At 63.3% G+C, this 20474-nt stretch carries 20 protein-coding genes and 2 pseudogenes; 13 read left to right on the forward strand and 9 right to left on the reverse strand.

Annotated features, from left to right (window positions below):
• Nucleotides 1-138: 138 nt before the first annotated feature.
• The 4 genes from AC1DVW_RS27515 (at nt 139) to AC1DVW_RS27530 (ending at nt 4897) form a co-directional block, all read left to right on the forward strand.
• Nucleotides 139-1371, forward strand: a complete 1233-nt coding sequence (locus AC1DVW_RS27515; RefSeq protein ID WP_477327286.1) for an ABC transporter substrate-binding protein — start codon at nt 139-141, stop codon at nt 1369-1371.
• Between the two features lie 333 nt (nt 1372-1704).
• Complete coding sequence (locus AC1DVW_RS27520; protein ID WP_477327288.1) at nt 1705-2574, forward strand: carbohydrate ABC transporter permease; 870 nt, start codon at nt 1705-1707, stop codon at nt 2572-2574.
• A complete protein-coding gene (locus AC1DVW_RS27525) occupies nt 2571-3398 on the forward strand; it encodes a carbohydrate ABC transporter permease (RefSeq protein WP_477327290.1) in 828 nt (275 codons plus the stop codon). The genes AC1DVW_RS27520 and AC1DVW_RS27525 overlap by 4 nt, the downstream gene beginning before the upstream one ends.
• Before the next feature lie 23 nt (nt 3399-3421).
• Nucleotides 3422-4897: a M81 family metallopeptidase gene (locus AC1DVW_RS27530; protein WP_477327292.1), complete on the forward strand. Its 1476-nt coding sequence runs from the start codon at nt 3422-3424 to the stop codon at nt 4895-4897.
• A gap of 170 nt (nt 4898-5067) precedes the next feature.
• Here the strand turns inward: AC1DVW_RS27530 and AC1DVW_RS27535 are convergent, their stop codons facing one another.
• From AC1DVW_RS27535 to AC1DVW_RS27560, 6 genes are all read right to left on the reverse strand, one after another.
• Entirely contained in the window at nt 5068-7122 is a 2055-nt protein-coding gene (locus tag AC1DVW_RS27535; protein ID WP_477327294.1) for a M3 family metallopeptidase, read from the reverse strand.
• Nucleotides 7123-7222: 100 nt separating this feature from the next.
• Nucleotides 7223-7639, reverse strand: coding sequence for a nuclear transport factor 2 family protein (locus tag AC1DVW_RS27540; protein WP_477327296.1), 417 nt, complete (start codon nt 7637-7639; stop codon nt 7223-7225).
• Nucleotides 7640-7649: 10 nt separating this feature from the next.
• Nucleotides 7650-8294 carry a carbonic anhydrase gene (locus AC1DVW_RS27545; RefSeq protein WP_477327298.1) on the reverse strand — a complete coding sequence of 215 codons (645 nt, stop codon included), beginning with the start codon at nt 8292-8294 and terminating at the stop codon, nt 7650-7652.
• 161 nt (nt 8295-8455) lie between these two features.
• Nucleotides 8456-9211, reverse strand: coding sequence for a DUF429 domain-containing protein (locus AC1DVW_RS27550; RefSeq protein ID WP_477327300.1), 756 nt, complete (start codon nt 9209-9211; stop codon nt 8456-8458).
• Entirely contained in the window at nt 9208-10092 is an 885-nt protein-coding gene (pdxY, locus tag AC1DVW_RS27555) for a pyridoxal kinase PdxY (protein WP_477327302.1), read from the reverse strand. Before pdxY ends, AC1DVW_RS27550 begins: the two co-directional genes overlap by 4 nt.
• Before the next feature lie 7 nt (nt 10093-10099).
• The gene (locus tag AC1DVW_RS27560) at nt 10100-10351 is read right to left on the reverse strand and encodes a hypothetical protein (RefSeq protein WP_477270473.1); all 252 of its coding nucleotides are present in this window, start codon (nt 10349-10351) and stop codon (nt 10100-10102) included.
• 161 nt (nt 10352-10512) lie between these two features.
• Between AC1DVW_RS27560 and AC1DVW_RS27565 the strand changes: the two genes are divergently transcribed.
• The 7 genes and pseudogenes from AC1DVW_RS27565 to ppa all read left to right on the forward strand — a co-directional run bounded on the left by AC1DVW_RS27565 (nt 10513) and on the right by ppa (nt 15456).
• Entirely contained in the window at nt 10513-11139 is a 627-nt protein-coding gene (locus AC1DVW_RS27565; RefSeq protein ID WP_477248822.1) for a LemA family protein, read from the forward strand.
• Nucleotides 11084-11662 (forward strand): annotated as a pseudogene (locus tag AC1DVW_RS27570) (TPM domain-containing protein); the annotation flags it as partial. The gene AC1DVW_RS27565 and the pseudogene AC1DVW_RS27570, both read left to right, overlap by 56 nt.
• A gap of 82 nt (nt 11663-11744) precedes the next feature.
• Nucleotides 11745-12515 (forward strand): TPM domain-containing protein, encoded by a 771-nt coding sequence (locus AC1DVW_RS27575; protein WP_477327344.1) that lies wholly within the window; start codon nt 11745-11747, stop codon nt 12513-12515.
• A 3-nt stretch (nt 12516-12518) separates the two neighbouring features.
• Nucleotides 12519-13424 carry a TPM domain-containing protein gene (locus tag AC1DVW_RS27580; protein ID WP_477327304.1) on the forward strand — a complete coding sequence of 302 codons (906 nt, stop codon included), beginning with the start codon at nt 12519-12521 and terminating at the stop codon, nt 13422-13424.
• Between the two features lie 8 nt (nt 13425-13432).
• Nucleotides 13433-14071 carry a TPM domain-containing protein gene (locus tag AC1DVW_RS27585; RefSeq protein ID WP_477327306.1) on the forward strand — a complete coding sequence of 213 codons (639 nt, stop codon included), beginning with the start codon at nt 13433-13435 and terminating at the stop codon, nt 14069-14071.
• Nucleotides 14072-14304: 233 nt separating this feature from the next.
• Nucleotides 14305-14811, forward strand: a complete 507-nt coding sequence (locus tag AC1DVW_RS27590) for an N-acetyltransferase family protein (protein WP_477270479.1) — start codon at nt 14305-14307, stop codon at nt 14809-14811.
• 111 nt (nt 14812-14922) lie between these two features.
• Nucleotides 14923-15456 (forward strand): inorganic diphosphatase, encoded by a 534-nt coding sequence (ppa, locus tag AC1DVW_RS27595; protein WP_027031765.1) that lies wholly within the window; start codon nt 14923-14925, stop codon nt 15454-15456.
• Between the two features lie 259 nt (nt 15457-15715).
• Here the strand turns inward: ppa and AC1DVW_RS27600 are convergent.
• Nucleotides 15716-16304: pseudogene (locus AC1DVW_RS27600) on the reverse strand (hypothetical protein).
• A 39-nt stretch (nt 16305-16343) separates the two neighbouring features.
• Nucleotides 16344-16961, reverse strand: coding sequence for a TetR/AcrR family transcriptional regulator (locus AC1DVW_RS27605; protein WP_477327308.1), 618 nt, complete (start codon nt 16959-16961; stop codon nt 16344-16346).
• Nucleotides 16962-17034: 73 nt separating this feature from the next.
• Between AC1DVW_RS27605 and AC1DVW_RS27610 the strand changes: the two genes are divergently transcribed.
• Both AC1DVW_RS27610 and AC1DVW_RS27615 read left to right on the forward strand, forming a co-directional pair.
• Nucleotides 17035-18318, forward strand: coding sequence for an MFS transporter (locus AC1DVW_RS27610; protein ID WP_477327310.1), 1284 nt, complete (start codon nt 17035-17037; stop codon nt 18316-18318).
• A 253-nt stretch (nt 18319-18571) separates the two neighbouring features.
• Nucleotides 18572-20146: an alkaline phosphatase D family protein gene (locus tag AC1DVW_RS27615; RefSeq protein ID WP_477327312.1), complete on the forward strand. Its 1575-nt coding sequence runs from the start codon at nt 18572-18574 to the stop codon at nt 20144-20146.
• 12 nt (nt 20147-20158) lie between these two features.
• On the opposite strand, the gene AC1DVW_RS27620 is transcribed toward AC1DVW_RS27615, so the two are convergent.
• On the reverse strand, nt 20159-20440 hold the full coding sequence (locus tag AC1DVW_RS27620; protein ID WP_477327314.1) for a hypothetical protein: 282 nt from the start codon (nt 20438-20440) through the stop codon (nt 20159-20161).
• Nucleotides 20441-20474: the final 34 nt, after the last annotated feature.

Raw genomic sequence — 20474 nt, forward strand, 5'->3', positions numbered from 1 at the left:
TTTTAAGAAATGTAATTAAGCAACAGAATAATCCGCTTGCGAACCGACAAATGATGGATAATGTAGGAAAGTCACATAAAGCTTGTGCCGCCGAATGGCGCAGAGCGCTATGCGCAAATCAAATGGGAGAGAGATGAGATGAAGCTTGCAAACTGGACTGCCGGCCTACTGGCCGGAATGAGCATGCTGGCGCTGGCGGCGCAGGCAGATGCCGGCGAAGTGCGCGTCACCGTCGCCGAATATAGCGCCAAAACGGGCCCCTATTTCGAAAGCGTCAAGAAGGAATTCGAGGCGGCCAACCCGGGCATCACGGTCAAGTTCGAAGTGGTGCCGTGGGATGTGCTGCTGCAGAAGCTGACCACCGACATCACCGCCGGCACCAATGCGGATCTGTCGATCATCGGCACGCGCTGGCTGATCGATTTCGTCCAGCAGGATGTTGCCGAGCCGCTCGACGGCTACATCAAGCCGGACTTCAAGGACCGCTTCATCGACACCTTTCTGTCGCCCTCGATCATGCAGGGCAAGACCTATGGCTTGCCGATCGCGGCGTCGGCGCGGGCCATGTACTACAACAAGGAACTGTTCGAGAAAGCCGGTATCGCCCAGCCGCCGGCGACCTGGACCGAGCTGCAGGAAGACGCCCGCAAGATCAAGGCGCTCGGCTCCGGCACGTTCGGCTTCGGCCTGCAGGGCAAGGAGATCGAGACCGACGTCTATTACTACTATGCGATGTGGTCGCAGGGCACCGAGATCCTCAACAAGGACGGCACGTCCGGGTTGAGCACGCCCGGCGCACTCGAAGCGGCCAAGCTCTACAAGTCGATGATCGATGAAGGCCTGACCGAGCCCGGCGTCACCTCCAACAACCGTGAGGACGTGCAGAACCTGTTCAAGCAGGGCAAGGTCGGCATGATGATCACGGCGCCCTTCCTGTCCAACCAGATCAAGGACGAGGCGCCGAACCTGAAATACGGCGTGGCCGCCATTCCCGCCGGGCCGAGCGGCGCGCGCGGCACCTATGGCGTCACCGATTCCATCATCATGTTCAAGAATTCGAAGAACAAGGACGAGGCCTGGAAACTGCTCGACTTCCTGTTCACCAAGGAGCAGCGCGCCAAGTTCACGCAAGGCGAAGGCTTCCTGCCGGTGAACAAGGAAGAGGCCAAGATGGACTACTACGTCAACAATGCCGATCTGGCGGCGTTCACCGCGCTGCTGCCCGATGCCCGCTTCGCACCGGTCATCCCGGGTTGGGAAGAGATCGCGCAGATCACGTCGGATGCCATGCAGAAGATCTATCTTGGCGGCGATCCCGAGGCAGGCTTGAAGGAAGCGGCTGATAAGGCCAACGCCGTGCTGAAGAAATAGGGCGTTTTCTCCCGACGCCCGGCGCGCTCCGCCCTCAATCGGGGCGCGCCACCTCCTTTCCTCTCCCTCCGGCGGGGGGAGAGGTGGCTCGGCGAAGCCGAGACGGAGTGGGGGAAACACCCGGCAACCGCTGTGAACGGCATAGGAACTTAGCGCAAGCATCGCCTCCAAGGGTCGGGTCGAGCTTCGCTCGACACCTCTCCCCCGATCGACGGGGGAGAGGAAAGGCCCTCCACAGGAAATCCAAATCCTGAAGCGCTGCTCTAGACCGATATGCAAGATTGATCCGAGCTGGCACGCCAGCATCACATCCAACACGGTACAAGCCGGCCGATGCAAAATCGCTTCTTGCCCTATCTCCTGACCTTGCCCAGCCTGTTGCTGGCGGCGATCGTCATCTTCTGGCCGGTCTGGGACCTGATCCAGATCTCGACCCACGATGTCAGCCGCTTCGGCCAGCTGCGCGATTTCAACAACTTTGCCAACTACTCCGCCTTCCTCGCCGATCCCGATTTTCTGGCAGCACTTTGGCGCACCGGCCTGTGGACCGTTCTGGTCGTCGGCGGCGCGCAGCTGGTGTCCATCCCGGTGGCGATGATCCTCAACACCGATTTCTATGGCCGGGGGCTGGCCCGCGTCATCATCATGCTGCCCTGGGCGGTGTCGCTGACGATGACGGCGGTGGTCTGGCGCTGGGCGCTGAACGGCGAGAGCGGTATGCTGAACTCGGCGCTTATCGGGCTCGGCCTGATCCGTGAGAATATCCAATGGCTGGCGCGCGCCGAGACGGCTTTTCCGATGCAGGTGCTGATCGGCATATTGGTGACGGTGCCGTTCACAACGACGATCTTTCTCGGCGGCCTGTCGTCGATATCGGACGATCTCTACGAGGCGGCGGCCCTTGAAGGGGCGACGCCATGGCAGCAGTTTCGCGAGATCACCTTTCCGCTGCTGAAGCCGTTCATCAACATCGCCATCGTGCTCAACACCATCTACGTCTTCAATTCCTTCCCGATCATCTGGGTGATGACGCAAGGCGGCCCGGCCAACTCGACCGACATCCTGGTCACCCACCTCTACAAACTGGCTTTTCGCATCGGCAAGCTCGGAGAGGCCTCGGCGGTGTCGTTGCTGATGTTCGCCATATTGCTGGTCTTCACCATGATCTATGTCAGGCTGGCGATGCGGGAGCAGCGCACATGAAGAACGGCAAGCTGAAGCGTTCGATCATTGCCTGGTTGCTGCTGGCGCCGCTGATCGTGGTGACGATCTTTCCCTTCGCCGTGATGTTCCTGACCGCCGTCAAGCCGAGGCAGGAAGTGCTGTCGCCGACCTGGTGGCCGAGCGAATTCCACTGGTCGAACTTTTCCGACATGTGGGTAGCCACGGGCTTTGGCCAGGCGCTCGCCAATTCGCTCTATGTCTCGGTCATCGCCACTGTCGGCGCCATCCTGATCTCGGTGCCGGCTGCCTATGCCATGTCGCGCTTTCGCTTTGCCGGCTATGGCGCCTTCCGCCAGTTCCTGCTGGTCTCGCAGATGATCTCGCCGATCGTGCTGGTGCTCGGCCTGTTCCGGCTGATGGCCGCCTGGGGGTTGATCGAGAGCACCACCGCGCTCGGCGTCATCTACATGGCCTTCAACGTCGCCTTCACCGTGTGGATGCTGCAGAGCTATTTCGACACCATCCCGCGCGATCTCGAGGAAGCCGCCTGGATGGAAGGCGCCGGCCGCTGGCTGACCTTGCGCAAAGTGTTCCTGCCGCTCTGCCTGCCGGCGATCGCGGTCACCGCCATCTTCACCTTCATCAATGCCTGGAACGAGTTCGTCGTCGCGCTCACCATGCTGCGCAGCCAGGAGAGCTACACGCTGCCGATCCAGGTGTTTTCGCTCGTTGCCGGCCGCTACACGATCGAGTGGCACCATGTCATGGCCGCGACGCTGCTGGCGACCTTGCCGGTGGCGATCTTGTTCATCTGGCTGCAGCGCTATCTCGTCAGGGGACTGGCGCTTGGGGCCGTCAAATAACCGTTCTTCACTACGGAGCTTTCATGCGCATCTTCACCGCGTCGCTGGCGACGGAAACCAACACATTTTCGCCGGTGCCGACCGACCGGGCCTCGTTCGACATGGCCTTCTATGCCGGGCCTGGCAAGCATCCGGAAACGCCGACCTTGTGCTCCTCGCCGATCGTCGCCTTGCGCAAGCGCGCGGCACAAGGAGGGCTCACCGTCATCGAGGGCACCGCCACCTGGGCCGAGCCGGGCGGCCTGGTGCAGCGGCAGACTTTTGAGGCGCTGCGCGACGAAATCCTTGGCCAGTTGCAGGCGGCATTGCCGGTCGATGCGGTCATCCTCGGCCTGCATGGCGCCATGGTGGCGCAAGGCTATGACGATTGCGAAGGCGATTTGCTCGAACGCGTCCGCACCATGGTCGGCCCGGATGTGGTGATCGCGGCCGAACTCGACCCGCACAGCCATTTGACGCCGAAGCGCGTCGCCGCCTCAAATATCCTCGCCTATTTCCTCGAATTCCCGCACACCGATTTCTACGAACGCGGCGAGCATGTCGTCGAGCTTGGCCTGGCCGCTGCGCGCGGTGAGATCAAGCCCGTCATCTCGACCTTCGACTGCCGCATGATCCAGGTGCTGCCGACCAGCCGCGAGCCAATGCGCTCCTTCGTCGACCGCATCAAAGCCTTGCACGGCAAGGATGGCGTGCTGTCGGTCTCGGTCATCCATGGCTTCATGGCCGCCGACGTCGCGGAAGTCGGCACGCGCATCCTGGTCGTCACCGACAATGACAAGGCCAAGGGCGACGCGCTGGCGGAAAGACTGGGGCGCGAGCTTTACGCCATGCGCAAAGAGACGGCGATGACCATGCTGAACACCAGTGACGGCATCGAGCGCGCGCTGGCCGTGCGTCTGCAAAATCCGGCCAGGCCGGTGGTCATCGCCGACATCTGGGACAATCCAGGCGGCGGCGTGGCTGGCGACGGCACCGTCGTGCTGCGCGCCATGCTGGAACGTGGCCTGAACAATATCGGCGTGGCGACGATCTGGGATCCGATCGCCGTGACCTTCTGTCAGGCCGCCGGCGAGGGCGCCGTCATCGATTTGCGCTTTGGCGGCAAGGCCGGACCGCTGGCGGGCGAACCGATCGACGCCCGCGTGCGGGTGGTGATGACCGTTGCAGAGGGCTGGCAGAGCTTTGGGCCGAGCCGCGTGACGCTCGGGCCGACGGCGCTGGTGCGCATCGAAGGCACCGAGGTCGACATCATCCTCAACACCAACCGCACGCAGACCTTCGAGCCGGACATTTTTTCCAACATCGGCGTCGATCCGCTGGCCAAGGACATCCTGCTGGTGAAGTCGACCAATCACTTCTACGCCGGCTTCGCGCCGATCGCTTCCGAGATCATCTATGTCTCGGCGCCGAGTTCGTATCCGAGCGATCCTGCGGTGACCAATTATACGAAGCTGACGCGGCCGATCTGGCCGCGGGTAGCGGATCCTTGGAAGGTGTGACGCAGCAAATCTCCCCCCTTGAGGGAGAGATGTCGCCGAAGGCGACAGAGGGGGTCGCCTCGCGTGGAGTGCCAACCCTTCTTCTGCCGCGGCAGGTCGCGCCCGGTCGGACCGACGCCCTCTGGCCGCTTCGCGGCCATCTCCCCCTCGAGCGGGGAGATTACGCGGCGCTACACCAGCCCGCGCTTCACCATCATCGCTTCCGGCGACGGCATCTTGCCGCGGAACGCCGTGTAGAGCTCTTCCGGATCCTTCGAACCACCGGCGGCGTAGATGTTCTTGCGCAGCCGCTCGGCCAGCGCCGGGTTGAAGGGGTCCCCGGTCTCCTCGAACGCGGCGAAGGCGTCGGCATCGAGCACTTCCGACCACATGTAGGAATAGTAGCCGGCCGAATAGCCGTCACCGGAAAAGACGTGGCCGAAATGCGGGGTTCGATGGCGCATGGCGATGGTGTCGGGCATATCGAGCTTGTCGAGCGTTTCGGCTTCGAAACGAAGCGGCTCTTCCGGGCCGTTAGGCCGCGCGTGATAGGCCATGTCGATCAGCGCCGAGGCGGTGAATTCGACGGTGGCGAAGCCGGCGCCGAAAGTGCGCGCGGCCAGCATCTTGTCGAGTAGCGCTTTTGGCATCGGCTTGCCGGTGTTGACGTGCAGCGCGTGCTTTTCCAGCACCGCCGGCACGGTCAGCCAATGCTCGTAGAGCTGCGAGGGCAGTTCGACGAAGTCGCGGCTGACCGAGGTGCCGGCGACCGACGGCCAGGTGACGTCGGTCAGCATGCCGTGCAGCGCGTGGCCGAATTCATGGAACAGGGTCTTGGCTTCGTCGACTGACAACAGCGCCGGCTCGCCCAGCGGCGGCTTGGCGAAATTCATGATGTTGTAGATCACCGGCTTCGAACCGTGGCCGAGATGATAGCCGGATTGCAGCGCGCTCATCCAGGCGCCCGAGCGTTTTGAGGGTCGGGCGAAATAGTCGGCGAGGAACAGGCCGCGCTCGCTGCCATCGGCATTTTTCACCACGAACACGCGCGCGTCTGGATGCCAGGCGGCAATGCCTTTCTTCTCCTCAAAGGTGATGCCGAACAATTTGGTCGCCACATCGAAGCAGGCGTCGATGATGCGCTCGAGCTGCAAATAGGGTTTCAGCTCCGCCTCGTCGAAGGCGAATTTCTCGGCGCGCAGTTTCTCCTGATAGAAGCGCCAGTCCCAGGCGGCGAATTGTTCGTTGCTGCCGGCAGCAAGCGCCAGCCTCTGCAGTTCGGTCTGGTCGGCGGCAGCCTTTTCCAACGCCTTTTCCCAGACCGGATCGAGCAGCGCGTGTACCGCCTTAGGCGTCTTGGCCATCGTGTCGTCGAGCTTCAGGGCAGCGAAGGACGCGTAACCGAGCAGCTTTGCCTTCTCGGCGCGCAGCCTCAGCATGTCGCGCACCACAGCGGTGTTGTCGGTGACGCCGCCATTCTGGCCGCGCATGGTGAAAGCGCGGAAGGCGATCTCGCGCAGGTCGCGGCGTTCGGAGAAGGTCGAGAACGGCTCATAGATCGAGCGCGACAAAGTGACGGCGTAACGGCCCTTCTGGCCGCGCATCTCGGCAGCCTCGGCCATCGAGCTCTTCACAAAATCCGGCAGGCCGGCAAGATCGGCCTCGTCTAGGAAAAGCGCCCAGTCGCGCTCGTCGGCGAGCACGTTCTGGCCGAAGGTCGTGCCGAGCGAGGACAGCTCTTCGCTGATAGTCGCCAGCCGCTTCTTGCCGTCGGCGTCGAGCTTGGCGCCGGAACGGACAAAGCCTTTCCAGGTCTTTTCCAGCACCCGCAGTGTTTCGGCATCGAGCTTCAGGGAATCGCGCCGCTGGTAGAGATCGTTGATGCGGGCAAACAGCCTTTCGTTCATCGAGATCGCCGAGAAATGCCTGGACATCTTTGGCGAGATGTCTCGCTCCAGCGCCTGGATCGCTTCATTGGTGTGGGCGCCGGCCCGGCACCAGAAGATCGACGAGACACGGTCGAGCGCCTCGCCGCCAAGCTCCAGCGCGGCCAGCGTGTTGTCGATGGTCGGCGTCTCGGCGTTGGCCGATATCGCTTCGATCTCGGCCTCATGCGCCTTCAGCGCGGCGTCGAAGACGGGCGCAAAATCATCGTCGCCGATGCGGGAGAAATCGGGCAGGCCGAGCGGCCCTTGCCATGCGGTCAGTGGATGAGCGGCGAGGTCGACTGCTTTTGTGGACGGCATGGGTATCTTTCGCTGATTGGCAGTAAGGGGGCGAGGCGGGATATCACCGATGTAGGGCGCTGGTTCGCTGCGCGCAACACCGCAACCAGTCAGGTTTTCGTCAGTAGCCTTCGCAGCTTTCGGCGAGCGCGGCTTGCGAGCTGGCGGTGATGCGGTTGCCTGATATGGCGAAGGTCTCCTGCATTAGCATGTCATTGCTGGGGAAATCATAGCAGGCGATCACCGAGGTGACGCCGGCCTCGGTTTTCTCGATCCGGTGCCGGATCGCCGCTCCGGTGACGGCGGTTTGCCAGTCGTCGATGGAAGCGATGAATTCCTGTTTGTTCTGGACGACACCGAGGTCGTCGAGCTTGATCTGGACGTCATCGGCAAGCAGGTCCGACAATTCGGTGCGGTCGGCGACCAGCAGCGCCGAATACCAGCGGTCGATGATCGCGCCTTCATCGGCGCGGGCGCAGACGATCGAAAACAGCAGCGCGGCAATGGCGAACGCGATCGACCGGCAATTCCGCGTCATGGGCCGCCTCCTATGAGAGTTCCGGCCGCTCGAAGTCACCGGTCTCCTTGTTCATCACCCAAAGCTCACCGGTCGAGATGTCGAACCAGGCGCCGTGCAGGGACAGACGCCCCTTACCCTCGAGGATGGAGACGCAAGGAAAGGTCCGGAGATTGGCGATCGAATAGCGGATCGAAATGCGCTCCAGCGCGGTCTGGCGCTCGGTCGCGGTCATCAAGGTGCTGGAGGACACGGTTTCGGCCGCCGGAGCGATCAGGCTCATCCATTTGCCGATGAAGTCGCCGGGCGACAAAGGGGCCGAGGTGGTGTCGAGCGCGGCGCGGATGCCGCCGCAGCGGCCATGGCCCATGACGACGATGTTCTTGACCTTGAGGCTCTGCACGGCGAATTCGAGTGCGGCCGAGGTCGAGTGGAACTGGCCGTCGGGCGCATAGGGCGGCACCAGATTGCCGACATTGCGCAGCACGAACAGTTCACCCGGCCCGGCGTCGAAGATCGCTTCGGGCGCCGCGCGGGAGTCGCAGCAGGCAACGATCATGGTTTCCGGGGCCTGGCCTTCGCGGGCCAGCGCGCGGTAGCGTCCGCTCTCGGTGAGATAGCGGCCGCTCATGAAATTGCGATAGCCGGCGAGAAGGTGATCGGGAAGATGGGGCATGGGCGGGGCGGGAGCCTTTCCGGGTTGGAGGCGGCAGCTCGTTTTCAGTTTAGAATGGCTCTAACGGCAAAACGGTGCCGCGAGCAATGCCGAATTGCGAAGGGCCGGGTCGCAAGTGCCATGCAGGACGCAAGGCTCGGCTCGCATTGGACGCATGCTGCTCATGCCCAGATGGCGACCGGAATGCCGAAACGGTCGGCGAGCGGCGGGTCCGGGAACGGCTTTGCTTCGCCCTTGGCGATGCGCCCGGCGATCAGCATCATCACGGCCGCGTCGAGAAAATCGTCGGCGGCGGCACCGCGCGGCGGCGCCTGGTCAAGAAAGGCTTTTTCATAGCCATGCCGGCAGAGCAACGCCTTGCGCTCTTCCATACCGGCCGGATTGACGGCGCCTTTGATCTTCTTCGGCAAGGACATTGCCTGTTCGCCGTTCAGCCGGCAGAAGGCGACTTCCGGATGCGATTCGAAGACACGGCGGCGCAATTCGGGGCGCGCGATCAGCAGCGAGTCGATTTCGCGGATCTTGGCAAAGATACCAAAGGCCTGGATCGAAGCGCCCCGCGGTGGATCGGATGTGGCCTTGGCCACCTCGCTGGCCCGGCGGTGCGCCGCATACCAGGCCTCGATGGTGGTGAAGTCACTGGTGTCGGCATAGAGCGCCGCGCGGGACGGAATCGAAAAGACGCTGGATTGCCTGTCGCCGAGCAAGGGCCGCACCAGCGCCTCCGGTCCGCGCCCGCCTTTTTGTGAGAAATCAGGCAGGCCGATCGGCATGTCGACGGCCACCGTCGCATCGGCGGGTAGTGCGTCGAGCATCGCAGCAAAGCTCGGAAAAACGGCGACCGACGGTGATGCATCCGGATCGCGGCGGACGGCGATCCAGCCGGCCTTGCAGCCGTCGACGCCGATAAAAGTCACGCCCTCTTGTCTCGCCCCGGATGCAGGAGGTGGCGAAGCTGTACCATCGCCATCGGGTGCGAAAGGCTCTGGGCATCGGTTTCGAGCTGCAGTTCGTCGCCGCCGCGTTTGGCCGTGCGCGCCAGAATCTCGTAGACCGCCGCCGTGGTCGATTGCAGCGCCTTGACCGCCGGTTGCCCGGACAGGATGCGGGCGAGATAGACGGCCGCCGTCAGGTCGCCGAGCCCGTTCGGCGGCTTGTCGATGAGGCGATGTTCGGCCAGCAGCGCGTGGCTGCCGTTGATCAGCAGATTGCCGGTGCCGCCGGCCATCATCGCCGGCGCCGAAGTGACGAGCATGGTCGACGGCCCGGCATGCAGGGCGGCCGCCATCGCCGATTTCAGGTCAGGCAGCGGCGCGCCGGCCATCCATTCCAGCTCGTAGCGGTTGGGCGTGGCGATGTCGGCGATCGGCATCAGCCGGTCGCGCAAGGCGGCGGCCGTCGGTTCAGGCACGTACAGCCCGCCCGAATCGCCCATCACCGGATCGCAGATGTAGATGGCGTCCGGCGTCCTGGCCTTGACCGCTGACACCAGCGAGGCGACGGCGTCGGCCTGGCCGGCCTCGCCGAGATAGCCCGACAGCACGGCGCCGACCTCGCCCAGCCACGGCGCGCGCTCGAGGTCGGCCATCAGCGCTTTGAATTGGTCCAGCGGCGGCACGATGCGCGTCGCCCTGCCATGGCCGGGATGCCAGGGCAGGATGACGGTCGGCACCGCCCATACCGGAAAGCCGAGCGTCTCTAGTGCAAAGACGGCGGCGCGGTTGCCGACCGAACCGCGAGCGACATGGCTGGAAATGACGATGACCGCGCGCGGCGCGTCGGGTTTTTCGGTGTTCATGGAATTCCTAGCTGCCCTGGGTGATGTAGAACACGAGCCAGATCAACAGGCCGATGGCGATGAGGAGCCCGAGCACCCTGCCAATGCGGGTGCCCCAGACCTCGATCGGGTCCGACCGATCGGCGTCCGCCGCGGTGACGTGATCGCGTGCGCCCTTCGCGGTCCGTGCGATGAACGAGGTGCCGCCCGGGTCGGTCTCGCGCGCCACGCGCTCGATAATGCGGCGCGATTCGCTGTCATTGTCGTGGCGCTCCGCCATGATGCTGTCCTGTTTGACCACGAGCTTAGCGTGTTCGCGCGGTCAATCACAGGGGCTCGCGAGCGGATGAGACGAGCCAGGGACAGCCCGCTTGGGGGTCATTTTCTTGGCGGCAGATTGTGCTAATGCTTCGCATGCAACTTCTACCGAGGGACCACACCATGCTTGCCCAACGCCTTTCCTTCCGGACCTTGCCCGCTTTCCTGATGATGGCCGTCGTGCTGCCGCTGCTTGCCGGCTGCGGTTACAACACCATCCCGACGGCGGAGGAGAACGCCAAGGCAGCGTGGAGCGAGGTGCTGAACCAGTACCAGCGCCGCTCCGACCTGATCCCCAACCTGGTCGAGACGGTCAAGGGCTATGCCGCGCATGAGAAGGACACGCTCGACGCGGTGGTCGAAGCGCGCGCCAAGGCGACGCAGATAACGGTGACGCCGGAAACACTGAAGGATCCCGAAGCCCTCAAGAAGTTCCAGGATGCCCAGGCGGGGTTGACGAGCGCGCTGTCGCGGCTGATCGCGGTGTCCGAGGCCTATCCCGACCTGAAGGCCAACCAGAATTTCCTGGCGCTGCAGGCGCAACTCGAAGGCACCGAGAATCGCATCGCGGTGGCAAGGCGCGACTACATCCTGGCGGTCAAGGATTACAATCTGACGCTGAAGACCTTCCCCTCGGTGCTGTGGGCAACCTTCTGGTTCCGCAGCAACGAGCCGTTCGCCAACTTCACCGTCGATGAAGACAAGATGCAGCCGCCGAAGGTCGATTTCGGGACGAAGCAGGGCGGGTGATAGCCAGGGACCATCTGTCGTGATTTTGCAGGCCGATGAGGGGCGGCACCGCATTCGCGTTATCGCGTTTGCACTTCTTATCCTTTTCCTTCCCCTCACCGCCTTCGCCGCCGATCTCCCCGCCCTCACCGGTCGCGTCGTCGACAATGCCGGCATCATCGATGCCGTGACCGAGGCAGCACTCACCCGCAAGCTCGCCGACTTTGAGACAAAGAGCTCCGACCAGATCGTCGTCGCCACGATCCCCAGCCTCGATGGCGAGGAGATCGAACCCTATGCCACCCGGCTGTTCCGTTTGTGGAAACTCGGCCGGGCGAAGGAGAACAACGGCGTGCTGTTGCTGGTGGCGCTGAACGATCGCAAGATGCGCATCGAGGTCGGCTATGGGCTGGAAGGCACGCTCACCAATCCGCACTGCAAACGCATCATCGAAAACGACATGGTGCCGGCCTTCCGCGCCGGCGATTTCTCCGGCGGCATTTCCAAAGCCGTTGACGATATGGTCATGGTGCTGGAAGGCAGCAGGTGACGACATGACCGCATACATCATCAGCCCCTCGCGGCACCGCCATTTCGTCACCCTGACAGGCGCCGCCTTGTTGGCCATGGCGGTCTTGCTCATTGGCTTCGCGGCTCTCGCGGCGGATCTGCCCGCCCTAACCGGCCGCGTCGTCGACAATGCCGGCATCATCGATGCCGGCACCAAGGCGGCGCTGACCCAGAAGCTTGCCGACTTCGAGACCAAAGGCTCCGACCAAATCGTCGTGGCGACCATCCCCAGTCTCGACGGCGAGGAGATCGAACCCTACGCCAACCGGCTGTTTCGCTTCTGGAAACTCGGCCAGGCAAAGGAGAACAACGGTGTCCTGCTGCTGGTCGCGCCGAACGACCGCAAGATGCGCATCGAGGTCGGTTATGGGCTGGAAGGTACGCTGACCGACCTGCACACCAAGCTGATCATCGAGAACGACATGGTGCCGGCCTTCCGCGCCGGCGATTTCTCGGGCGGTATCAGCAAAGCCGTCGACGACATGGTGATGGTGCTGGAAGGCAATCCGGAGGAGCTGGAGGCACGCGGCGAGCGCAACCAGCAGCCGCCCATCAACACCGACGATCTGTTCTTCGCCGTCTTCATCAGCATCTGGGCGATCATCTTCTTCGGCAGCATGGCGGCCTCCATTCTGCCGCCGATTTTTGGCCAGAAGCTGGGGCCTGGCCGCTATCGCTGGCTGGGCATGACTTTCGAGCCACACAAGCGATCGTCCAGCGGCGGCTGGTCTTCGGGCGGCGGCGGATGGTCGTCGGGCTCAAGCGGTGGTGGTTTTTCGGGGGGTGGGGGTTCGTCCGGTGGCGGCGGCTCCTCGGGGAGCTGGTAGGGCATGACAGCTGGACCCTTCAATCGGCCAGTATCCGACCGCTTCGCAGCGATCATCGGCATCGCCTTGTTGGCGATGGTCGCAATGCTGTTTTCGGCCTTTGCCGCCGACCTGCCTGCTCTCACCGGTCGTGTCGTCGACAATGCCAACATCATCGATGCCACGACCGAGGCGGCGCTGACGCAGAAGCTCGCCGATTTCGAGAAAAAGGGTTCCGACCAGATCGTCGTGGCGACCATATCCAGCCTCGATGGCGAAGAGATCGAGCCCTATGCCAACCGGCTGTTCCGTTTCTGGAAGCTCGGCCAGGGCGGCGAAAACAATGGCGTGCTTTTGTTGGTGGCCAAGAACGACCGCAAGATGCGCATCGAGGTCGGCTACGGGCTGGAAGGCACGCTGACCGACCTGCACACCAAGCTGATCATCGAAAACGATATGGTGCCGGCCTTCCGTGCCGGCGATTTTTCCGCCGGCATCAGCAAGGCCGTCGACGACATGGTCATGGTGCTGGAAGGCAATCCGGAGGAGCTGGAGGCGCGCGGCAAGCGCAACCCGGCCGACGACAGCACGCCGCTCGATCCCATCTTCGCGGTGTTCCTGATCCTGTGGGCGACGATGTTCTTCGGCGGGTTAGCGATGGCGTTCCTGCCGCCAATTTTCGGCACCAAGCTGTCGCCGGGCGTGTACAAATGGCTGGGCATGACGTTTCGTTACGGCCAGGGGCGGAGCGGGTCGTCCTCGGGCAGCCGATGGACATCGGGTTCGTCGTCAGGCAGCGGCTGGTCGTCGGGCAGTGGCTGGTCATCAGGAAGTTCGGGCAGCAGCTGGTCGTCAGGCTCGAGCAGCGGCGGCGGGTTTTCAGGCGGCGGCGGCTCGTCCGGCGGCGGTGGTTCTTCAGGGAGCTGGTGAGACAGATCATGGCAACACGACCGATCAGCCCGCAAGATCATGAGCGCATCGCCACCGCGATCAGAGTCGCCGAATCAAAAACCGACGGCGAGATCTACTGCGTCGTGGCGCATGCCAGCGACGGCTATTTCTTCCCGGCCGCCTTCATGGCGACGCTTGGCATGCTCATCGTCAGCCTTGCAGTCGGCTACGGGCTGGAAGCCTGGTGGCTGTCGATCCGTGTGCCGCATTTCGTCATCGCCGAGCTTCTTGCATTGGCCTCGGTGCTTGCGTTGCTGTGGGCGCTGCCCGGCTTGCGCATTCATCTGGTGCCGAGGCGGCTGCGATACCAGGCGGCGCATACCAATGCGGTCAAGCAGTTCCTGGCGCGCAATGTCCACCGTACCACGGCGCGCACCGGCGTGCTGGTGTTCGTCTCGATCGCCGAGCGCTATGCTGAAGTGGTTGCCGACAGCGGCATCAATGCCATGGTTGGCCAGGATGTCTGGGACGGTGTCATCCGTGACCTGACCGCGCATGCCGGCGACGATCGCCTAGCCGACGGCTTCGTCAAGGCGATCGAATCGGTCGGTGTCGTGCTGGCCGAGCATTTCCCGGTTTCGGCTGCCGACGCCAATGAGCTCGACGATCACCTGGTCGAAATCTGAGAGCCTGCCCGTAAGCGCACCTCTGCCGGACGCCTGACGCGATTTTCTGCGCTTCCGATGCTCACGGACCAAAAAGTCCGCTGCGCTTCGGTTCTCGAACACCATCCCATCCGCCTCGGCAGAGCGCGTTTTCGGACAGGCTCTTCCTGGATCTCGATCGCCTGTGCGAAAGCGCGCGAGCCGGCTTAGCGGACTCTTGCAAATGGCCGATGCGGGTTTATGGTTAACAAATCATGAATACGCTGAGCATCGATATCAGGAAAGCCGAGCCGCGCGACGCTGGCGCCATCGCCGACGTACACCAGCAGGCCTGGAACGGCGCCTATTCCGGCATCATTCCGCACCGTACGCTGACATCGATGATCAACCGCCGTGGCGCCGACTGGTGGGCGAACGCCATTCGCCGCGCCGCCACCGTGCTGGTCGTCGAAATTGGCGGCAAGATTGCCGGCTACGCCACGATCGGCAAGAACCGCGCCCGCGAACTCAGGCAGCAGGGCGAGATTTACGAGCTTTATATGCGCCCTGAGTATCAGGGCATCGGGCTCGGCAGCCGGCTTTTCAAGGCGGCCCGCGCGCGGCTCGCCGACCACGGGCTGAAAGGCATGGTGGTGTGGGCGCTGGAAGACAACCAGAACGCGCTCGACTTCTATGCCGGCGCCGGCGGCCGTGATGTCGCCGAAGGGGTCGAGATCTTCGAGCAGAAGGCGCTTAAGAAGGTCGCCTTCGTCTGGGAATAATCCCCGGCTTTCCTGCCACTTCCGACTTGCGATCGTGCCCAGCACCATTCGCCGCATTGCGCCGCGCGGCAGCGCCCGCTATCGATCTCCCATCAAAAGAGGGACAAAGCCATGCGCATTGAAGCCATCGCCATCGGAAAGAATCCGCCGGAAGACATCAACGTCATTATCGAAGTGCCGATCGGCGGCGAGCCGATCAAGTACGAGATGGACAAGGAAGCCGGCACGCTGTTCGTCGACCGCTTCCTGCACACCTCGATGCGCTATCCCGGTAATTACGGCTTCGTGCCGCACACGCTGTCGGGCGACGGCGACCCGATCGACGTTCTGGTCTGCAACACGCGCGCGCTGGTGCCGGGCTGCGTCATCAATGTGCGGCCGATCGGCGTGCTGGTGATGGAAGACAATGCCGGCCAGGACGAGAAGGTCATCGCGGTGCCTTCGCCCAAGCTGACGCTGCGCTACGAAAACGTCACCGAATACACGCAGCTGCCTGACATCACCCGCCAGCAGGTGCAGCACTTCTTCGAGCACTACAAGGATCTCGAGCCCGGCAAATGGGTCAAGATCGAAGGCTGGCACGATTCCAAATATGCCAAGAAGATGATCGTCGACGCGATCGCGCGGGCCAAGGCGGCTAAGTAGGCGACGCTGGCCTCTGCTGACCCTTCGCCTTGCACTGCCTAGGTGGGTATGGCGAAGCCCCTTAGCTTCGTCATACTAGGGCGCAGCAGCCGCGAAGCGTCGTCGCGGAGACCCTGGTATCCATGCCGTGACACTTGCCGAAGGGCACGGCGGAACAGAATTCTGCACCGTTGCGGTGACGTTGAGGTCGCGCCATGGATCCTCGGGTCAAGCCCGAGGATGACGAAGTTCTGGGTGCCTCCGCTAATCTTCAGCGTTCCTAATTATCCACCCTACCAAAGGCCGGCACGTTGCCGATGACGGTGTGCTTGTCCTTGCCGCAGGCGAAGGTCTTTGCCTTTTCGTCGGCCAGCTTGCGCGCCTGGTCGTTGGCGGCGGGATTGCCGGTGGCCAGCACCAGGCCGACCGTACAGCCGTCGCGCGCGTCGATCTGGGCGACCTTGGCGACGAGCAGCACTTCGGTCGGCTTGTTCTCGTCCTCGGGATTGCTGATCGAGCGACGGTGGATGGTGGCGAAGGGCACGGCAACATCGCCCTTGGTCTCGATGCGCCACTCGACCTTGGGATGAGTTGAAGCCGGAAAAACTCTCCCAGACCGTCGTCATGTCGCCGCCGGGCGGGAAACCATAAAAAAGCGATTCACGGGCATCGTCATAGGCGACCAGCACGGGATAGCCGCGATAGCCCGCACAGGCGAGCTCGGCCCAGTCGCCGTCGCCTTCCTCGGCCTGCGCATAGGTGACGCAGTCCTTCTTCCAGTCGAGATCAGTGTAGGCGCTGGAAATGCCATCGGCATGTGCCGCCTGGCAGAGGCCGGCGAGGGCAAATGGAATCAGAAGAGCACGCATGGCGGACAACCCCTTTTCGCCACAGCGTATCGTCAAACGCTATTTCTTCAAGCTTGCCTCAATCAGCAGGTCGGCATTTCGCGCCACCGATTGCGCCGGGCCGCCGAGCCCGAACAGCTGGCCGCTGATATAGGCGCCTTCGATCAGAAGCAGCAGCCCGTCGCCGAGCGTGTCGGCATCGTCGGCGCCCATCGCGGTCGCCATGGCGCGCAAGCGGCGGCGCAATTCCTGCTTGTTGGCCTCGCTCACCACGCGTGCCGGGTGGCCGTGCTCGGGATACTCCACCGCCGCGTTGGTCATGCCGCAGCCACGATAGTCGGGTCTTTGCGTGCGCTTGCCGACACGGGTCAGGAAAGCCTTGATCTGCGCGCGCGGGTCGCCGGGATGGGCGTCCACCGCCTCGTCGAAGCGGCCCCAGAATTCGAGGTCGTATTGCCTGAGATAAGAAGCGGCCAGCTCATCCTTGGACGGAAAGCTGCGGTAAAGGCTGGGCTTGGTGACGCCGGCGCGCTTGACGATTTCGTCGACGCCGATCGCCCTGATGCCGCGCCGGTAAAACAGGTCGTACGCCACGTCGAGGATCTTCTTGGCAGCCTTCGGCGGAGACGATGCATGATCGTCGCTGATGGTCAGTTCAATATTTTTGTCCGTTGGCATGGCATGACTCGATTGACGTGTTACCGATCGGTACGTATACCTTTGTCTTAACTGCAACGTACCGGTCAGTAACATGATAGCTCAATCCCGTCCCTTTGGCCAGCGCTACGCTTTCGTCGTGGTCGGCGTCATCTTCCTCTGCCTGCTGATCGCGGCGGGGCTTCGTTCGGCGCCTGCCGTCATGATGCTGCCGCTGGAAGAGAGTTTTGGCTGGCGTCGCGATGTGGTTTCGCTGGCCGCTGCAGTCGGCATCTTCCTCTACGGTATGACCGGGCCGTTCGCCGCGGCACTGATGGAGCGGATCGGCTTGCGCCGCACGCTGCTTGCCTCGCTCATGGTGATGTCGGCATCGACGGCGCTCAGCCTGCTGATGACCAAGCCATGGCATCTGCTCATCACCTGGGGCGTATTTTCCGGCATCGGTTCCGGCGCGGTCGCCACGGTGCTTGGCGCCACCATCGTCAACCGCTGGTTCAAGACCAATCGCGGCTTGGTGATGGGGCTGATGTCGGCCTCCAGCGCCACCGGCCTGCTGGTGTTCCTGCCGCTGCTGGCCGCACTTGCCCAGTCGGGCGGCTGGAAGCCGGTCGCCATCGCGATTTCCGTCGCCACTGCCTGCCTGCTGCCGCTGGTCTGGCTGCTGGTGCCGGAGCGGCCGGCCTCGATCGGCATGGTGCGCTACGGCGCCGAGCTCGACGACGTGCCGCCGGTTCCACCGGCATCGCAAGGCAATTTCCTCGCCCATACGCTCAACACGCTGCGCCGTGCTGCGAGCACCCGCGTCTTCTGGTACCTGTTTGCCACCTTCTTCGTCTGCGGCTTCACCACCAACGGGCTGGTCGGCACGCATCTGATCGCGTTCTGCGGCGATATGGGCATCGGCGAGGTGCAGGCCGCCGGCCTGTTGTCGATGATGGGCATTTTCGACCTGATCGGCACGACGCTGTCGGGTTGGCTCACCGACCGTTTCGATCCACGCAAGCTGCTCGGCGTCTACTATGGCATTCGTGGCCTGTCGCTGATCTATCTGCCCTATTCCGGCTTCTCGGCAACCAGCCTGATCATCTTTGCCGTGCTCTACGGTCTTGACTGGATCGCCACCGTGCCGCCGACGCTGAGGCTCGCCAATGAGGCGTTCGGCGACCGCAGCGGGCCGATCGTGTTCGGCTGGATCGTCGCCGGCCACCAGATCGGGGCGGCCTCCGCGGCCTTCTTCGGCGGCACCATGCGTGAGCTGCAGGGCAATTACGAACTGGCCTTCCTGATCGCCGGCATGACCGCGATTGTGGCGGCGTGTCTGTCGCTGCTGATCAACACGAGCCGGCCGGCTTTCGACCCGGAACCGCAAGCGGCCTAAGGCGTATCGATATTCAGGTGAGGCCGGCCTGCAAATGGCTGATCCCTGCGCTTCCGGTGCTCACGTACGAAAAGTACGCTCCGCTCCGGTTCTCGGGATCAACCATTTTCGGCTCGGCCTGACCTGAATCTCGAAACGCCTTCGCGGGCGTTGCTGTCTGTTGGTTGTTATCAAAACTTCATCTTTCCGAGATGCGGCTGAAACATTGAGGCTGGACGCTGGTGGCGGACGTTCAAGCCATCAGGAGACAGCCATGAACAAGATCTCGTTGACCCGCCGCGCTTTCGTCACATCAGCGAGTGCGGCCGGTCTGCTCGGCGCATCGGGCCTCGCTTTGCCCTACTATTCGCGCGCCAGCCAGCGGCCGGCCTTCACCCATGGCATCCAGTCGGGCGATGTCGACGCCACCTCCGGCATGGTGTGGACGCGCACCGATCGCCCATCGCGGGTCATGTTCGAAGTGTCGTCGACCGAGAATTTCGCCAACGCCACCCGCCTGGCGCCGCTCGATACCTCGCCGGCCAGCGATTACACGGTGAAGCGGCTGCTCACCGACCTCGCCTCCGACCAGGACATCTTTTACCGCATGGTCGCTGCCGATCTCGCCGACATCAATGTCGTGTCCGAGCCGATCGTCGGGCGCTTCCGCACGGCGCCGGCTTCCAAGCGCGACATCAAGTTCGCCTGGTCGGGCGATACCGCGGGACAGGGCTGGGGCATCGACGAGACCGGCATGAAGACCTACGCCACGATCGGCAAGCACACGCCCGACTTCTTCCTGCATTCCGGCGACACCATCTATGCCGACGGCGTCATGAAGGACGAGGTCGACCTGCCCGGCGGCGGCAAGTGGAAGAACGTCGTGCTCATCGACGGCAAGCGCAAGGTTGCGCAGACGCTGGACGAATACCGCGACCAGTGGAAATACAACATGATGGACAAGAACGTGCTGGGCTTGAGCGCCATCTGCCCGACCTTCTACCAGTGGGACGACCATGAGGTGGTCAACAACTGGTCGGATTCGAAGGACCTGACCGCCGACGACCGCTACTCGGAAAAATCCATCCATGTGCTGGCCGCGCGCGCGGCGCGCGCCTTCCACGAGATGACGACGATCCGCTACGAGCCGTCCGAGCCCGGCCGCGTCTACCGCAAGATCGCCTATGGGCCGCTGCTCGACGTGTTCTTCCTCGACATGCGGTCCTATCGCGGCCCCAACGGCCCGGACACGCAGGATACGATGACGCCGGAATCGCGCATGCTGGGCGAACAGCAGACGAAATGGCTGAAGCGCGAACTGGCAAACTCCAACGCGACCTGGAAGATCATCGCCGCCGACATGCCGCTCGGCCTCGTCGTCTGGAACGATGGCGCCAAGAAGGTTGGGGCCGAGGCGGTCAGCAATGGCGACAACGGCCTGCCAAAGGGCCGCGAGCTCGAGATTGCCGATCTGCTGCGCTACATCAAGAATGCCGGCATCAGCAACACCGTCTGGCTGACCGCCGACGTACACTACACGGCGGCGCACTACTACAACCCCGACAAGGCGCAGTTCCAGGATTTCAATCCGTTCTGGGAATTCGTCTCGGGTCCGATCCATGCCGGCACGTTCGGTCCGAACGGTTTCGACATGACGTTTGGTCCGGAGCTGAAATTCATCAAGGCGCCGACCGCCGAGCAGGGCCAGAACCTGCCGCCGTCAGCCGGCCTGCAGTTCTTCGGCCTGGTCGACATCAACGGCGCCAGCGAGCAATTGACGGTGCGGCTGATGGATCGCGACGACAATGAGCTCTACAAGGTGACGCTCGATCCAGTTCGGTCGGCGTGAGCGGCCAAACCGCTAGTTCGGGTAGCAAACCGTCGGAATGTTGGGCCAGACCGCGCTGTCGCAGTTGGCAGCCTCCTGCCGCTGCTTGAAGGCAGCGGTGACCGGCCCGGTCACCATCGGGTCGACGCCATCGGGGGCGTCGGCAAAAAGTTGCTCTGCCGTCGGCGTATCGGACGCCAGCGGCGGCTGCGCCTGTTTCAGCGTCGCGGCCGACTGTGCGGCGCCTGCGGCAAGGACGACCGCGAGGGCGGCCCATGCCAGGATCTGCCGGAATTTGATGACTGGATCGGTCATAGAGGTCGAACTGCCCGGGCCGCGAAAGGTTCCC

It is taken from the genome of Mesorhizobium sp. P3_B5 (assembly GCF_056402815.1).

Coding starts and splice junctions, on each gene's coding strand:
- AC1DVW_RS27565 (WP_477248822.1), top strand. CDS start 10,513: ATGCTTGCCCAACGCCTTTCCTTCCGGACCTTGCCCGCTTTCCTGATG.
- AC1DVW_RS27575 (WP_477327344.1), top strand. CDS start 11,745: ATGGCGGTCTTGCTCATTGGCTTCGCGGCTCTCGCGGCGGATCTGCCC.
- AC1DVW_RS27560 (WP_477270473.1), bottom strand. CDS start 10,351: ATGGCGGAGCGCCACGACAATGACAGCGAATCGCGCCGCATTATCGAG.
- AC1DVW_RS27615 (WP_477327312.1), top strand. CDS start 18,572: ATGAACAAGATCTCGTTGACCCGCCGCGCTTTCGTCACATCAGCGAGT.
- AC1DVW_RS27530 (WP_477327292.1), top strand. CDS start 3,422: ATGCGCATCTTCACCGCGTCGCTGGCGACGGAAACCAACACATTTTCG.
- pdxY (WP_477327302.1), bottom strand. CDS start 10,092: ATGAACACCGAAAAACCCGACGCGCCGCGCGCGGTCATCGTCATTTCC.
- AC1DVW_RS27545 (WP_477327298.1), bottom strand. CDS start 8,294: ATGCCCCATCTTCCCGATCACCTTCTCGCCGGCTATCGCAATTTCATG.
- AC1DVW_RS27540 (WP_477327296.1), bottom strand. CDS start 7,639: ATGACGCGGAATTGCCGGTCGATCGCGTTCGCCATTGCCGCGCTGCTG.
- AC1DVW_RS27525 (WP_477327290.1), top strand. CDS start 2,571: ATGAAGAACGGCAAGCTGAAGCGTTCGATCATTGCCTGGTTGCTGCTG.
- AC1DVW_RS27515 (WP_477327286.1), top strand. CDS start 139: ATGAAGCTTGCAAACTGGACTGCCGGCCTACTGGCCGGAATGAGCATG.
- AC1DVW_RS27585 (WP_477327306.1), top strand. CDS start 13,433: ATGGCAACACGACCGATCAGCCCGCAAGATCATGAGCGCATCGCCACC.
- ppa (WP_027031765.1), top strand. CDS start 14,923: ATGCGCATTGAAGCCATCGCCATCGGAAAGAATCCGCCGGAAGACATC.
- AC1DVW_RS27620 (WP_477327314.1), bottom strand. CDS start 20,440: ATGACCGATCCAGTCATCAAATTCCGGCAGATCCTGGCATGGGCCGCC.
- AC1DVW_RS27580 (WP_477327304.1), top strand. CDS start 12,519: ATGACAGCTGGACCCTTCAATCGGCCAGTATCCGACCGCTTCGCAGCG.
- AC1DVW_RS27605 (WP_477327308.1), bottom strand. CDS start 16,961: ATGCCAACGGACAAAAATATTGAACTGACCATCAGCGACGATCATGCA.
- AC1DVW_RS27610 (WP_477327310.1), top strand. CDS start 17,035: ATGATAGCTCAATCCCGTCCCTTTGGCCAGCGCTACGCTTTCGTCGTG.
- AC1DVW_RS27520 (WP_477327288.1), top strand. CDS start 1,705: ATGCAAAATCGCTTCTTGCCCTATCTCCTGACCTTGCCCAGCCTGTTG.
- AC1DVW_RS27590 (WP_477270479.1), top strand. CDS start 14,305: ATGAATACGCTGAGCATCGATATCAGGAAAGCCGAGCCGCGCGACGCT.
- AC1DVW_RS27535 (WP_477327294.1), bottom strand. CDS start 7,122: ATGCCGTCCACAAAAGCAGTCGACCTCGCCGCTCATCCACTGACCGCA.